Origin of the sequence: Allobosea sp. AK1, from assembly GCF_006714945.1 — a bacterium.
In the GTDB taxonomy this organism is placed as follows: domain Bacteria; phylum Pseudomonadota; class Alphaproteobacteria; order Rhizobiales; family Beijerinckiaceae; genus Allobosea; species Allobosea robiniae.
Window position 1 is genome coordinate 3,014,225 of sequence record NZ_VFMG01000001.1, and the last position, 13,609, is coordinate 3,027,833.

Here is a 13,609-nt window from a genome sequence, read left to right on the forward strand (position 1 = left end):
GATCGGTGGTAAGGCGGGGGCGACAGACGGTGGGAGTGACAAGTTTGGCGGGATTCCGATGGACTCGCTGATCACGGCGGCGGCGCAGGCCCTGGCGAAGGGCGACCCGCTGGGGGCGCTGAACCGCGTCGCCTTGCGGGATGACGCGCCTGCGCTGGCGCTGCGCGGCATCGCGATGGCGCAGCTTGGCGATTTCGCCCGCGCCAAGCTTTTGCTGCGCCGTGCCGGCCGCGCCTTCGGGGCGAAGGAAGCGGTCGCTCGCGCTCGTTGCACGGTCGCCGAGGCGGAGGTCGCCCTCGCGGCGCGCGATCTCGGCTGGGCTCCGGGCAGGCTCGATGAAGCCGGTGCGGTGCTCGAAGCCCATGGCGATCGCGCGAACGCCGCCCATGCACGCCTGCTCGACATCCGCCGGCTCCTGCTGATCGGCCGGCTTGACCATGCGGGCGAACGGCTCGCCGGTATCGATCCCGCGCAGTTGCCGGCACCGTTGCGGGCTGTCCACGGATTGGCAAGCGCCGGCATCGCTTTGCGCCGGATGGAAGCGCGAAACGCACGGGCCGCGCTGGTGGAAGCGCGCGAGGCCGCCGGTCGCGCCGGAATCCCGGCGCTGATCGCCGAAGTCGAAACTGCAAGCCGCCTGCTCGAAGAGCCGGCCGCGCGCCTGATCGCGGATGGTGTCGAGCGCTCCTTGCTGCTCGACGAGGTCGAGGATTTGCAGGCGTCGCAGGCGCTGATCGTCGATGCCTGCCGCCATGGCGCGCGCGACCGGGCCAGCTTCGTGTCGCTGGCGACGCGCCCCGTGCTCTTCGCCCTGTTGCGGACGCTGGCCGGGGCCTGGCCAAAGGATGCGCCGCGCGACGTGCTGATTGCCGGCGCCTTCGGCTCGCGCTTCACCGATGAATCGCACCGGGCAAGGCTGCGCGTCGAGATTGGCCGCCTGCGCGCGGCGTTGCGGCCGCTGGCGCGGATCAGCGCGACGGAAGCCGGCTTCGTCATAGCGCCGCGTCGCGCGGTCGGGATCGTGGTGCTGGCGCGCCCGGTCGAGGAGAAGCATGCCACGGTGCTCGCCCTCATGACTGACGGCGAGGCATGGTCGAGCTCTGCCCTGGCGCTGGCGCTTGGATCGAGCCAGCGCAGCGTCCAGCGCGCGCTCGATGCCCTCGCCGAGGCCGGCAAGGTCCAATCTTTCGGGCAGGCACGGGCGCGCCGCTGGGCGATGCCGCCGATGCCGGGTTTCGCGACGAGTTTGTTACTCACAGCGTCCTGGCCGGCTGGCTAGGGTCCAGCATCGCAACAGACGCAGGAGCCAGGCTATGACGATCACAAACGCCGATATCACCCGTACGTACGGCCCGTTTCCGGGAGTCGAGAAGGTTCATGGCGTCAGTTTCGACGGCGCCAATGTCTGGTTCGCCTCCGGCGACCGGCTGAATGCGCTCGATACCGTCAAGGGTGAGATCATTCGCACCATCGACGTGCCCGCCCATGCCGGCACGGCCTTCGACGGCACGCATCTCTTTCAGATCGCCGAGGACCGTATCCAGAAGATCGATCCGCAGACGGGCTCCGTGCTGGGCACGATCCCAGCGCCGGGCAAGGGCGGGGATTCCGGGCTCGCCTGGGCCGAAGGCTCGCTCTGGGTCGGCCATTACCGCGAGCGGAAGATCCACCAGATCGACCCGGCCACGGGCAAGGTGCTGCGCAGCATCGAGACCAACCGCTTCGTCACTGGCGTGACCTGGGTCGACGGGGAGTTGTGGCACGGCACCTGGGAAGAGGGTGAAAGCGAATTGCGCCGGATCGACCCCGCGACCGGCAAGGTCCTTGACGCGCTCGCCATGCCGCCCGGGGGCGGCCTCTCCGGGCTGGAATCGGATGGCGCCGGGCTGTTCTATTGCGGCGACGGCGACAAGAGCACGCTGCGGGCCGTACGGCGGCCGAAGCGCACCTGAGTATTGGGACATGAGCCTGTTTGACACAGGCTCATGTCTACGCCGGCGGGGATAGGGTTTGGCTCCATAGATCAGGGGATGTTTGCAAGGCTCTTCCCCGGGAGTGCGGCCGCGGAAAAGATTTCTCCTTGTGCAGCCGAAGCTCAGCCCTCAGGCAGCCTGTGCCTGATGATCCCGGCATGGAACCGCGCGCCGTGGATCAGGCCGCGATCGTCGAAATCATAGGACGGGTTGTGCAGCGGCGCCGAAGCCTCGCCATTGCCGACATAGGCGAAACAGCCGGGCACATGGTCGAGGAAGCGGGCGAAATCCTCCGAGCCCGTCATCGGTTCCGACGCCGTCGCGACATTGGTTTCGCCGAGCACGGTCCGGGCGGCGGCCAGCGCTTCCTGCGAGAGCGCTTCGTCATTCACCAGCGGCACGAATTCGCGCGTATAGGTCAGCTCGCAGGTCAGGTTATAGCTCTCGGCGGTGCCGCGCGCGATGATGCCCATCTGGCGCTCGATCGCGGCGCTGACCTCGGGGCGGAAGCTGCGGGCGTCGCCGAGGATACGTGCGGTCCCCGGCAGCACATTGCGGGTGCCGTCGCTCAGCAATTCGGTCACCGAGACCACCGCGATATCGGCCGGGCTCAGCCGGCGCGAGACGATGGTCTGGAGCTGCATTACGAGCGCGCAGGCGGCGACCAGCACCTCGCTGCCGGCATGGGGCTTTGCCGCATGGCCGCCGACGCCCTTCAGCACGATCTCGAAATTATCCTCGGCCGACATGAAGGAGCCAGCGCGCGTCTGGAACTGCCCGACGGCGAGGCCGGGCATGTTGTGCAGGCCGTAGATTTCCTCGAAGGGGAAACGCTCCATCAGCCCGTCGTCGAGCATGGCGAGCGCTCCGCGGCCCCATTCCTCGGCCGGCTGGAACAGGAAGCGCACGGTGCCGTCGAAGCCGCCTTCCTCCGCCAGCAGCCTGGCCGCGCCGAGCAGCATCGCTGTATGGCCGTCATGGCCGCAGGCATGCATCACGCCGGGTGTCTGCGAGCGATAGGGCCGTCCGCCCTGTTCGGTGATCCGCAATGCATCCATGTCGGCGCGCAAGGCGATGGCGCGGTTGCCGCTGCCACGCTTCAGCGTCCCGACGACGCCGGTGCCGCCGACGCCCTCGACGACCTCGTCCAGGCCGAATTCACGCAGCTTCGCGGCGACGAAGGCGGCTGTCCGCTTCTCCTCGAAGCCAAATTCGGGATGGGTATGCAGGTGGCGGCGCCACGCTGTCATCTGCGACTGGAGATCGTCGAGATCAAGCTTGGGCATCGGAGCAGCCTCGCTTCACAGGGATGCGAAGGGATAATGCAGATGGGCCGAAAGAAGCGCTGCAATCCTGTCGGCCGGATGCAAATTTCTTTCACCGAGTGGCAGGAGACGCGTTCGTCACGACCTGGCCGGAATGCTAGGAACGTCGCAGGATTTCGAGTCGGTCGATGCAGGAGGATGGAATGGCAGTGGACAAAGTAGCCCTGATCACGGCGGGCGGCAGCGGCATGGGCGCTGCGGCGGCAAGGCGCCTGGCGGAGGACGGTTTCGCCGTCGCCATCCTCTCCTCCTCCGGCAAGGGCGAGGCATTGGCGGCAGAGCTCGGCGGCATCGGCGTCACCGGCTCCAACCAGTCGAACGACGACCTGAAGCGCCTCGTCGACCTCGCCATGGAGCGCTGGGGGCGCGTCGACGTCCTCGTCAACAGCGCCGGCCACGGGCCGCGTGCGCCGATCCTCGACATCACCGACGAGGACTGGCACCGCGGCATGGATACCTATCTGCTCAACGTCATCCGGCCGGTCCGGCTGGTGACGCCGATCATGCAGCGCCAGAAGGCCGGCTCGATCGTCAATATCTCGACAGCCTGGGCCTTCGAGCCGAGCGCGATGTTCCCGACCTCGGCGGTGTTCCGGGCGGGGTTGGCCTCCTTCACCAAGATCTTCGTCGATGCCTATGCGGCCGACAATATCCGCATGAACAACGTGCTGCCTGGCTGGATCGACAGCCTGCCGGCGACCGAGGAGCGGCGGCAGGGCGTGCCGATGCAGCGTTACGGCACCAGCGCCGAGATCGCCGGCACCATTGCCTTCTTGGCCTCGAAGGACGCCGCCTACATCACCGGCCAGAACCTGCGCGTCGACGGCGGCGTCACCCGCTCGATCTAAACCTTATTTCCGGGCGCCGTTCAGGCGCCCGGCTTTCCGGCCTCGACCACCGGCACCGCCGGGTGAAGCTTCGGCTTGCGGATCAATGGCAGGCCGATCGCAACGATCGCCAGCAGCCAGAGAATGATGCTGGTCGGTGTCGAGAACAGAATCTCGTAGCCGCCATCTGACAGGGACAGCGCCCGGCGGAAATTGTCCTCCAGCAATCGCGCCAGCACGAAGGCCAGCATCAGCGGGATCAGCGGAATGCCGACCTTGCGCAAGGCATAGGCGAGGATGCCGATCCCGGTGGTGATGAGCAGCTCGAAAGCGGAATTCGAGACGGCATAGACCCCGGCATAGGACAGGGCGAGGATGCCGGGATAGAGGATCCAGGCCGGCACCAGCAGCAATCGCGCGAACAGCCCGACCAGCGGCAGGTTGAGCACCAGCAGCATCAGATTGCCGATATACATCGAGGCGATCAGGCCCCAGGCGACCTCAGGCCGCTGGGTGAAGAGCAGCGGGCCGGGCGTGATCGAATACATCATGAAGGCGCCGAGCATCACCGCAGTCGTGCCCGAGCCTGGAATGCCGAGCGCCAGCATCGGCACCATCGAGGCGGTCTGCGCCGCGTTATCCGCGGTTTCGGGCGCTGCCAGGCCGCGCATGTCGCCCTTGCCGAAGCTGCCCTTGTCGGAGACGCGCTTCTCCGCGGTATAGGCCATGGCGGAGGCGACCGAGGCGCCGGTGCCGGGCAGCACGCCGAGGAAGAAGCCGATGCCGGTCGCGCGCAGCATCGCCGGCGTGCAGAACAGGATTTCACGGAAAGTCAGGCGCGCGCCGTCTCCGGTGCGCGAGACGGTGCCGCTGATCATCCCCTCCGCCAGCATCAGGATTTCGGCGACCGCGAAGAGGCCGATGGTCAGGCTGGTGAAGTCGATGCCGCCCAGGAGCTCGAGCGAGCCGAAGGTGAAACGTTCGACGCCGGTGCCGCCATCGATGCCGACCATGGCGAGCAGGAGCCCGAGCGCGACGGCGATCCAGGTCTTCACCGCCTTGCCCTCGCTCATCGTGCCGAGCAGCGCGAAGGACAGGACCATCAGCGCGACATAGTCGGCCGGGCCGAAGGACAACGCGAGCCGCGCCAGCGGCACGGCCAGGAAGGTCATCAGGACGACGGCGCTGGTGCCGCCGACGAAGCTGCCGATGCCGCTGATTGCGAGCGCCGCCGCACCGCGCCCGGATTTGGCCAGCGGATAGCCGTCGAGCGTCGTCATCACCAGGCCGGGATCGCCGGGTATGTTGAGCAGGATCGAGGAGATGCGGCCGCCATAACCGCTGCCGTAATAGAGCCCGGCGAGCAGGATCAATGCCGTCTCCGGCGGCAACTTCAGCGCGAAGCAGAGCGGCAGCAGCAGGGCGACGGCATTGATCGGACCGATGCCGGGCAGTGCGCCGATTGCGGTGCCGAGCGCCACGCCGGCAAAGGCGACGGCAAGGTTGAGCGGGGTGAGCGCGACCTCGAAGCCGGTGATGAGGGCGGCGAATGCGTCCATCTCAGATTCCCAGCGGCCCGCGCGGCAATGGCAGGTCGAGCACCTTGTCGAGCAGCACGAAGAAGACGATCGCGGTGGCGACGGCCGAGGCCGCCGCCGGCAATGGCCGCGCGTGGAAGGCCAGCGCGGCCACGAAGCAGAGCAGAGCCGTGGCCGCGATGAAGCCGATCGGCAGCAGGAGCAGCGGGTAGATCAGGCTGGCCACGAGCACGGCGAGCGCGCGCGGCCATGTCCCGAACTCCAGCGCGACCGTTCCGGGACGCAGCAACAGGATGGCTCCGCCCAGGATCAGGACGGCGCCGGTGATCGTCGGGAACATGCGCGGCCCGACCGGGTCGGCCGCGAAGGGCACATGCAGGGTCTGCGCGTGCCAGATCGCGCCCGCGCCGAGCAACGCACAGATCAACCCGACCAGGCGATCGATCATGATCTCCTCCCGTCCTGTTACCTTGGCGAAAGGCCTCTGCCGCTACTTGGCGAGGCCGACCTCGGCCGCCAGCGTCCGGAAATCGGCGGTCCGCTTCTTGGCGAAGGTGTCGAAATCAGCGCCGACCATGCTGAACTCGAACAGCCCCTGCTCGCCGCGCGCCTTCTGCCAGCGCGGATCGGCGTTGAGCTTGGTCAGAATGCCGGTCCAGTAGGCATAGGACGCTTCCGGTGCCTTCGGCGGCGCATAGAAGCCGCGCACGATCGGCCATTGCACGTCGTAGCCCTGCTCCTTGGCCGTCGGCACCTGCGCGAAGGCGCCGGGCAGTCGCTTCTCCGAGAAGGTCGCGAGCAGCCGAATCTCGCCGGCCTCGAGCTGGCCGCGCACCTCGGAGGCGTCGCCGGGGAAGAGGTCGATATGGCCGCCGATCAGGGCACCGATCGCCTCGCCGCCACCTTCATAGGCGAGATAGCGCATCTTGCGCGGATCGACGCCGGCCGCCTTCAGGACGAGCGCCGGCTTCATCCAGTCCTGGCTGCCGACGGTGCCGCCAGCACCGACCTTGACCGAGGTCGGGTCCTTCTTCAGGGCCTCGACCACGTCGGCCAGCGTCTTGAAGCGGCTGTCCTTGCGCACGGCGAGCACGCCATAGTCGGCGCCGATCGCGCCGAGCCAGCGCACATCGGATTCGCTGAAGCGGCCGAACTTGCCCTGGGCGAGGTTGACCCATGAGCCGGTCGAGACCGCGACGATGACATTGGGATCGGCGGCGCGCTGCGCCTGGATGTTGTTGTAGGCCACGGCGCCGATGCCGCCCGGCATGTTGGTGGTGCGGATCGACGGGCCGACCAGCCCGGTCTCGTTGAGCACGCGGCTGGTCAAACGGCAGGTCAGGTCGAAGCCGCCGCCGGGCGCGGCAGGGGCGATGCATTCCGGGTTCTGCGGCTGGAAGTCCTGCGCGTGGACGGTTGCCGAGAGCAGCAGCGCGCAGCAGGTGGCGATCGTTGTTCTCATGGCGTTCCTCCCAAATTCTTGTCGTTTCCGCCTGCGGTGGCGGGTTGGCGTCGCTATCCGGGCTCTTGCCGGCCCTGTTCGATTGTCGACAATTTTTAGATTAGCGAACCGGAACCGCTTGTCAAACGGGCGGGTCGATGTAATTTGTGTCGACAATAAACGCTGGCCAGAACGAAAAGGCGGGCGATCGATGCGAGGAACGGCCGAAAATGGCGACATTCAACAACAATGAGCGTCCGGCTCCGGACGGCGTGCTGGTCGATATCGCCGACTATGTGCTGAACTATCGCGTCGAGAGCAGCCTCGCCTACGAGACCGCCCGCAACTGCCTGATCGACACGATGGGCTGCGGCATGGAGGCGCTCGAGTACCCCGCCTGCACCAAGCTGCTCGGCCCCGTCGTGCCGGGCACGGTCGTGCCGAACGGTGCCCGCGTGCCCGGCACGCCCTACCAGCTCGATCCGATCCAGGCGGCGTTCAATTTCGGCACGATGATCCGCTGGCTCGACTTCAACGATTGCTGGCTCGCGGCCGAATGGGGCCATCCATCCGACAATCTCGGCGGCATCCTCGCCGTCGCCGACTGGCTGTCGCGGACCGCGGTCGCGGCCGGCAAGGCGCCGCTGACCATGCGCGACGTTCTCACCGCGATGATCAAGGCGCACGAGATCCAGGGCTGTCTGGCGCTGGAGAACGCCTTCAACAAGGTCGGCATCGACCATGTCATCCTGGTCAAGGTGGCCTCGACCGCGGTGGTCGCCGGCATGCTCGGGCTCGACCGTGACGAGATCGTCAATGCGCTCTCGCTCGCTTTCGTCGATGGCCAGGCGCTGCGCACCTATCGCCATGCCCCCAATGCCGGCTCGCGCAAGAGCTGGGCGGCGGGCGACGCCACCAGCCGCGCCGTCAGGCTCGCCCTGATCGCCCGTACCGGCGAGATGGGGTATCCGTCAGCGCTCACCGCGAAGACCTGGGGCTTCTACGATGCTTCGTTCCGCGGCCAGAGCTTCAAGTTCCAGCGTCCGTACGGCTCCTATGTGATGGAGCATGTGCTGTTCAAGATTTCCTACCCGGCCGAGTTCCACTCGCAGACCGCGGTCGAGGCCGCGATGACGCTGCACGATCAGCTCAAGGCGATGGGTCGCAGCAGCGACGACATCGCCTCGATCCGTATCCGGACGCACGAAGCCTGCATCCGCATCATCGACAAGCGTGGGCCCCTGCATAACCCGGCCGATCGCGACCACACCATCCAGTACATGGTCGCCGTGCCCTTCATCTTCGGGCGCCTCACCGCCGCCGATTACGAGGACGATATCGCCGCCGATCCGCGCATCGATGCGCTGCGCGACAAGATCGAATGCGTCGAGGACGCCGCCTTCACCAGGGACTATCACGACCCCGAGAAGCGCTCGATCGCCAACGGCATGACGGTGACGCTGAAGGACGGCACGGTGCTGCCTGAGCTCGTCGTGGAATACCCGATCGGCCACAAGCGCCGCCGCGCCGACGGCATCCCGCTGCTGGAAGCCAAGTTCCGCACCAATCTCGCTCGTCGTTTCGTCGAGAAGCGCCAGCGCCAGATCCTCGACGTCTCCCTGGATCAGGCCAGGCTCGAAGCGATCTCGGTCAACGATTACGTCGATCTCTACTGCAGCTGAGTGCCCATGCCCTATCTCGTCGCCTCCGATCTTCCGTCCGAGCCGGCCGGCCAGCGCTTCCGGGCACTGGTCGAGCGCGGCGGCATCGCGCGCCTCCCCGGCGCCCATAACGGCATGGCCGCGATTCAGGCCAGGAACGCCGGCTTCGAGGGCTTGTATCTGTCGGGTGCGGCGATGACTGCCTCGATGGGCATCCCCGATCTCGGCATGATCACCGTCGACGAGGTCGCCTTCTTCATCCGCCAGATCGCGCGGGCCTCCGGCCTGCCGCTGCTGGTCGATGGTGATACCGGCTATGGCGAGGCGCTCAACGTGATGCACATGGTCCGCGTCTTCGAGGATGCGGGCGCCGGCGCGGTCCATATCGAGGACCAGCTCCTGCCGAAGAAATGCGGCCATCTCAACGACAAGAAGCTCGCCGACGCCCATGACATGGCGGCAAAGGTCGCTGCCGCCGTGAAGGCGCGCCGCCATCTCTACGTCATCGCGCGCACCGATGCCGCGGCGAGCGAGGGCATCGACGGCGCGGTCGCCCGTGCGAAGCTCTATCTCGAGGCCGGTGCTGACGCGATCTTCCCGGAGGCGCTGACAACGGCCGAGATGTTCCGCGAGTTCGCCAGCCGCGTGCCCGGTGTGCCGCTGCTCGCCAACATGACCGAGTTCGGCCGCACGCCCTTCTTCACCGCTTCGGAGTTCGAGGCGATGGGCTATCGCATGGTGATCTGGCCGGTTTCCTCGCTGCGCGTCGCCAACAAGGCGCAGGAGAAACTCTACGCCGCGCTTGCCCGCGACGGCAGCACTCATGCCATGGTCGAGCAGATGCAGACGCGGGTCGAGCTCTACAAGACGATTGGCCTCGCCGATTACGAAGCGCTCGACGCTTCGATCGTCGCGACGATCGCGCCGGAAGGCATGCCGCAGCGCGAGCGCAGCGCATGAGGATACCAGGGCGCCGGACCAATCCGGCGTCCGAACCGCGGATGACGCGGCAAAAGAACGACCAGCCGAAACAGGCGGCGTAACGACCACGGGAGGAAATGGAAATGCTGAAGCGTTTGACGATGGCCGGCGTTCTGGCTTTGGGACTCGGCGCTGGTACGGCCCTGGCCGAACCGGCGAAGGTGATGATCCCCGCCAATCCCGGCGGCGGCTGGGACGGGGCCGGGCGCCACACCATGGCGGCCTTTGCCCAGTCCAAGGTCTTCACGGACGGCGCATCCTTCACCAACAAAGGCGGTGCTGCCGGCACGATCGGCCTCGCCGAATTCGTCCGCACCGCGAAGGGCGATGACAACGCCCTGCTGGTCACCGGCGTCATCATGGTCGGCGGCGTCATCACCAACCAGACGCCGGTCTCGCTCAAGGACACGACGCCGCTCTTGCGCCTGACCAACGAGTACAACGCCATCGCCGTGCCCGCGAACTCGCCGATCAAGACCCCGGCGGACTTCATCGCCGCGCTCAAGGCCGATCCCGGCGCGCTCTCCGTCGGCGGCGGCTCGGCCGGCGGTGCCGATCACGTCATGCTGGCGCTGCTCGCCAAACATGCCGGCGCGCCTGTCGGCAAGATCAACTTCGTCGCCTTCTCCGGCGGCGAGATCCTGGCTGCGCTCGGCGGCGGCAAGATCAAGGCCGCGATCTCGGGCGCCTCGGAGTTCCGCGCCTTCGCCGAATCCGGCCGCATCCGCATCATCGCGACCTCCGGCCCGACGCGGGTCGAAGGCCTCAACGCCCCGACGCTGAAGGAAGCCGGTATCCCGGTCGAGGTCGGCAACTGGCGCGGCTTCGTCGGCGCGCCCGGCATGAGCGACGCCGCCAAGAAGACCTGGCTCGACCGTTTCGCCAAGCTCCACGCCACCAAGGAGTGGAAGGAGACGCTCAAGACCCAGGGCTGGGAGGACGCCTATCTGCCGGGCGACGCTTTCGACGCCTTCCTCAAGAGCGAGGACGCCAACTGGACGAGCGCGCTCAAGGAAGTCGGTATCCTGAAATAGCCTTCGACGAAGCCAGGCGGCGTGCATGAGCGCGCCGCCCGCGGTCCATCGCGAAAGGGCAGGGCAAGGCAAATGTCGTCGATGAAGAACGGTTCGGCTACGGCCGGCGGCGGGCGGCCCTGGTGGCTGGGGCTCGCCATCCTCGTGATGGGCGCGGTTTGGCTCAACGGTGCGCGCAGCATCGCCTCGACGACCAACTATGTCGGCCTCGGCCCGTCCGCGATCGTGCTCGCGGTCGGGCTCGGCCTCGTCCTGCTCGGCTTCCTGCTGATCGTGCAGGCGCTGAAAGGACCGTTGGCGCCGCCCAGCGAGGACGAGGAGGAGGCGCCGTTCTCGCGCCCCGCCTTCCTGATGGCGCTGGCCGGCGTCGGCGTGCCGCTGCTGACGATCCGCTGGCTCGGCTTCCCGTTCAGCGCGATGCTGGCCTTCACGCTGGTGACCCATGCCTTCGGCTCGCGCCGCACCTTGCTCGATCTCGGCATCGGCGCGCTGATCGCCAGTCTGGCCTGGCTCGGCTTCTCCCGCCTCGGCATCAGCCTTGGCCCGTTCTTTCCGCTCTTGGGCTGAGCCATGGATATCCTGAACCAGTTGCTCGGCGGGTTCGCGGTTGCCTTGCAGCCGATGAACCTGTTCTGGGCCTTCGTCGGCTGCGGGCTCGGCACGGCGGTCGGCGTCCTGCCGGGCATCGGCCCGGCGCTGACCATCGCGCTGCTCCTGCCGGTTACCGCGCAGGTCAATCCGGCCTCCGCCTTCATCATGTTCGCCGGCATTCTCTACGGCGCGCTCTATGGCGGCTCGACCACCTCGATCCTGCTGAACACGCCGGGCGAGAGCGGCTCGGTGATGACGGCGCTCGAAGGCAACCGCATGGCAAGGCGCGGCCGTGGCGCGGCGGCACTGGCGACGGCGGCGATCGGCTCCTTCGTCGCGGGGACGATCGGCACGCTGGCGCTCACCTTCCTCGCGCCGGCCATCGCCGAGCTCGCCTTCGTCTTCGGGCCGGAGGATTACTTCGCCCTGATGATACTGTCCTTCACCTCGGTCGCCGTGGTGATGGGGCGTTCGATGGTGCGGGGTTTCGCCGCGCTGTTCTTCGGGCTCGCGCTCGGGACGATCGGCATCGACACCCAGACCGGCCAGACCCGCATGGTCTTCGGCACGCTCGAGCTGCTCGACGGCATCCCCTTCACCGTCGTGCTGGTCTCGCTCTTCGCGATCGGCGAGACGCTCTATGTCGCGAGCCGCAGCGGCGCTGCACCGGCCGCGATCAACCCGCTCTCCGGCGGCAGCTGGATGACGAAGCAGGACTGGAAGCGCTCCTGGAAGCCCTGGCTGCGCGGCAGCGTCATCGGCTTTCCGATCGGTGCGCTGCCGGCGGGCGGGACGGAAATCCCGACCTTCCTCTCCTATGCGCTGGAGCGCCGCCTGACCCCGCATCCGGAGGAGTTCGGTCAGGGCGCGATCGAAGGCGTCGCCGGGCCGGAGGCCGCCAATAATGCGGCCGCGGCCGGCATCCTCGTGCCGCTCCTGACGCTCGGCCTGCCCTCCACCGCGACGGCGGCCGTGCTGCTCGCTGCCTTCCAGAACTACGGGCTTCAGCCCGGCCCGCTGCTGTTCGCCACCAACCCGGACCTGCTCTGGGGCCTGATCGCCTCGCTCTATATCGGCAACGTCATCCTGCTGATCCTGAACCTGCCGCTGGTCGGCATCTGGGTCCGGCTGCTGCTGATCCCGCGGCAATACATTTATGGCGGCATCGTCGTCTTCGCGATGGTCGGCGTCTGGGGCCTGTCGACCTCCTGGATGGACCTGGCGTTGATGTGCGGGCTTGGCCTCGTCGGCTATGTCGCGCGCGTCCATGATTTCCCGATCGCGCCGGCCCTGATCGGGCTGATCCTCGGCCCGCAGGCGGAAATCCAGCTCCGGCGTGCGCTCGCCGTCAGCCAGAACGACTGGAGCGTCCTGGTCGGCACGCCGATCGCGGCGACACTGCTTGCGGTCGCGGCGCTGGTGCTGATCGTACCGCCCGTGCTCGCGCGCCTGCGCCGACGCGCCAGTGCCGAAGAAGAGCCGGCGACCTCTGCGGGCCGAGCAGGTTAGCGCTTCGCTCCGGTCCGGCGCTTGCCTGGCTTGGTACCGACATTCGCGGCCAGCGCGGCTTGCAGCGCCATGCGGGCGGCACGGATATGGCGCCGCATCAGGATTTCCGCGAGCTCGCCGTCGCGATGGCTGATCGCCTCGGTGATCCGCATATGCTCGCGCCAGGCCTCGCGGCCGCGGCCCGGCACGGTCGAATGCAGGCGCCGGCACAGGCGCAGGCGCGGGTAGAACTGCTCGCAGAGCAGTTCGGCCAGGATCGGGTTGCCGCTGCCCTTCGCGATCCGGCGGTGGAAATCGGCCTCCGGCTCGTCCTGAAGATAGGCGCCCATCGGGTTGCGCTCGATACCGTCGCGATGCCCCCGGACCAGGGCATCGAGCGCCGCGATCTCGGTTTCGCTCATGCTCTCGGCCGCGAGGCGGGCGGCCATGCCCTCTGTCGCCTCGCGCACGTCGAGCAGGGCGAGGAACTCGGCGGCGCTCGGCTCGGCGACGCGCGCGCCCTGGTTGGCGACATAGGTGACGAGCCCGCGTTCCTGCAGCCGCCGGATGGCTTCGCGGACCGGTGCGCGGCTGACACCGAAGCGGCGGGCGATGGCCGGTTCGCTCAGTTTCTCGCCGGGCGCGATCTCCCCGGAAATGATGGCCGAGGAGAGATCGTCGTAGAGTTTTACGGTGACGCCCACGCTCGCGGGGGGCGGTGTCTCGGCCAGCATCGAGCGGGTGCCTATC

Annotated in this window: 13 protein-coding genes; 8 read left to right on the plus strand and 5 right to left on the minus strand. The window is 67.7% G+C overall.

What is annotated here, in order from left to right; all coding sequences use genetic code 11:
* The first annotated feature begins 58 nt into the window (after positions 1–58).
* Together FHT98_RS14835 and FHT98_RS14840 are read left to right on the plus strand one after the other, a co-directional pair.
* Positions 59–1,279 carry a helix-turn-helix domain-containing protein gene (locus FHT98_RS14835; RefSeq protein ID WP_142114493.1) on the plus strand — a complete coding sequence of 407 codons (1,221 nt, stop codon included), beginning with the start codon at positions 59–61 and terminating at the stop codon, positions 1,277–1,279.
* Between the two features lie 34 nt (positions 1,280–1,313).
* Positions 1,314–1,952 (plus strand): Vgb family protein, encoded by a 639-nt coding sequence (locus FHT98_RS14840; protein WP_142114494.1) that lies wholly within the window; start codon positions 1,314–1,316, stop codon positions 1,950–1,952.
* A 143-nt stretch (positions 1,953–2,095) separates the two neighbouring features.
* On the opposite strand, the gene FHT98_RS14845 is transcribed toward FHT98_RS14840, so the two are convergent.
* On the minus strand, positions 2,096–3,259 hold the full coding sequence (locus FHT98_RS14845; RefSeq protein ID WP_142114495.1) for a M20 aminoacylase family protein: 1,164 nt from the start codon (positions 3,257–3,259) through the stop codon (positions 2,096–2,098).
* 182 nt (positions 3,260–3,441) lie between these two features.
* Here FHT98_RS14845 and FHT98_RS14850 point away from each other — a divergent pair, with 182 nt between their 5' ends.
* The gene (locus FHT98_RS14850) at positions 3,442–4,146 is read left to right on the plus strand and encodes an SDR family oxidoreductase (protein ID WP_091862111.1); all 705 of its coding nucleotides are present in this window, start codon (positions 3,442–3,444) and stop codon (positions 4,144–4,146) included.
* 20 nt (positions 4,147–4,166) lie between these two features.
* Here FHT98_RS14850 and FHT98_RS14855 read toward each other — a convergent pair whose 3' ends face one another.
* Genes FHT98_RS14855 through FHT98_RS14865 form a run of 3 tightly spaced genes read right to left on the minus strand, consistent with a single transcriptional unit; the run spans position 4,167 to position 7,125 of the window.
* Positions 4,167–5,684, minus strand: coding sequence for a tripartite tricarboxylate transporter permease (locus FHT98_RS14855; protein ID WP_142114496.1), 1,518 nt, complete (start codon positions 5,682–5,684; stop codon positions 4,167–4,169).
* A 1-nt stretch (position 5,685) separates the two neighbouring features.
* On the minus strand, positions 5,686–6,111 hold the full coding sequence (locus FHT98_RS14860; RefSeq protein WP_091862117.1) for a tripartite tricarboxylate transporter TctB family protein: 426 nt from the start codon (positions 6,109–6,111) through the stop codon (positions 5,686–5,688).
* 42 nt (positions 6,112–6,153) lie between these two features.
* Positions 6,154–7,125: a Bug family tripartite tricarboxylate transporter substrate binding protein gene (locus tag FHT98_RS14865; protein WP_142114497.1), complete on the minus strand. Its 972-nt coding sequence runs from the start codon at positions 7,123–7,125 to the stop codon at positions 6,154–6,156.
* Positions 7,126–7,334: 209 nt separating this feature from the next.
* On the opposite strand from FHT98_RS14865, the gene FHT98_RS14870 reads away from it, so the two are divergent.
* The 5 genes from FHT98_RS14870 to FHT98_RS14890 all read left to right on the plus strand — a co-directional run bounded on the left by FHT98_RS14870 (position 7,335) and on the right by FHT98_RS14890 (position 12,880).
* Positions 7,335–8,786: a bifunctional 2-methylcitrate dehydratase/aconitate hydratase gene (locus FHT98_RS14870; protein ID WP_142114498.1), complete on the plus strand. Its 1,452-nt coding sequence runs from the start codon at positions 7,335–7,337 to the stop codon at positions 8,784–8,786.
* Positions 8,787–8,792: 6 nt separating this feature from the next.
* Complete coding sequence (gene prpB, locus FHT98_RS14875) at positions 8,793–9,725, plus strand: methylisocitrate lyase (RefSeq protein ID WP_142114499.1); 933 nt, start codon at positions 8,793–8,795, stop codon at positions 9,723–9,725.
* Between the two features lie 104 nt (positions 9,726–9,829).
* Entirely contained in the window at positions 9,830–10,780 is a 951-nt protein-coding gene (locus FHT98_RS14880) for a Bug family tripartite tricarboxylate transporter substrate binding protein (RefSeq protein WP_061966426.1), read from the plus strand.
* Positions 10,781–10,861: 81 nt separating this feature from the next.
* On the plus strand, positions 10,862–11,347 hold the full coding sequence (locus tag FHT98_RS14885; RefSeq protein ID WP_248309228.1) for a tripartite tricarboxylate transporter TctB family protein: 486 nt from the start codon (positions 10,862–10,864) through the stop codon (positions 11,345–11,347).
* Positions 11,348–11,350: 3 nt separating this feature from the next.
* Positions 11,351–12,880, plus strand: a complete 1,530-nt coding sequence (locus FHT98_RS14890; RefSeq protein ID WP_142114501.1) for a tripartite tricarboxylate transporter permease — start codon at positions 11,351–11,353, stop codon at positions 12,878–12,880.
* Here the strand turns inward: FHT98_RS14890 and FHT98_RS14895 are convergent.
* On the minus strand, positions 12,877–13,593 hold the full coding sequence (locus tag FHT98_RS14895; protein WP_142114502.1) for a GntR family transcriptional regulator: 717 nt from the start codon (positions 13,591–13,593) through the stop codon (positions 12,877–12,879). The genes FHT98_RS14890 and FHT98_RS14895 overlap by 4 nt on opposite strands.
* Positions 13,594–13,609 lie beyond the last annotated feature (16 nt).

Coding starts and splice junctions, on each gene's coding strand:
- FHT98_RS14835 (WP_142114493.1), top strand. CDS start 59: ATGGACTCGCTGATCACGGCGGCGGCGCAGGCCCTGGCGAAGGGCGAC.
- FHT98_RS14840 (WP_142114494.1), top strand. CDS start 1,314: ATGACGATCACAAACGCCGATATCACCCGTACGTACGGCCCGTTTCCG.
- FHT98_RS14845 (WP_142114495.1), bottom strand. CDS start 3,259: ATGCCCAAGCTTGATCTCGACGATCTCCAGTCGCAGATGACAGCGTGG.
- FHT98_RS14850 (WP_091862111.1), top strand. CDS start 3,442: ATGGCAGTGGACAAAGTAGCCCTGATCACGGCGGGCGGCAGCGGCATG.
- FHT98_RS14855 (WP_142114496.1), bottom strand. CDS start 5,684: ATGGACGCATTCGCCGCCCTCATCACCGGCTTCGAGGTCGCGCTCACC.
- FHT98_RS14860 (WP_091862117.1), bottom strand. CDS start 6,111: ATGATCGATCGCCTGGTCGGGTTGATCTGTGCGTTGCTCGGCGCGGGC.
- FHT98_RS14865 (WP_142114497.1), bottom strand. CDS start 7,125: ATGAGAACAACGATCGCCACCTGCTGCGCGCTGCTGCTCTCGGCAACC.
- FHT98_RS14870 (WP_142114498.1), top strand. CDS start 7,335: ATGGCGACATTCAACAACAATGAGCGTCCGGCTCCGGACGGCGTGCTG.
- prpB (WP_142114499.1), top strand. CDS start 8,793: ATGCCCTATCTCGTCGCCTCCGATCTTCCGTCCGAGCCGGCCGGCCAG.
- FHT98_RS14880 (WP_061966426.1), top strand. CDS start 9,830: ATGCTGAAGCGTTTGACGATGGCCGGCGTTCTGGCTTTGGGACTCGGC.
- FHT98_RS14885 (WP_248309228.1), top strand. CDS start 10,862: ATGAAGAACGGTTCGGCTACGGCCGGCGGCGGGCGGCCCTGGTGGCTG.
- FHT98_RS14890 (WP_142114501.1), top strand. CDS start 11,351: ATGGATATCCTGAACCAGTTGCTCGGCGGGTTCGCGGTTGCCTTGCAG.
- FHT98_RS14895 (WP_142114502.1), bottom strand. CDS start 13,593: ATGCTGGCCGAGACACCGCCCCCCGCGAGCGTGGGCGTCACCGTAAAA.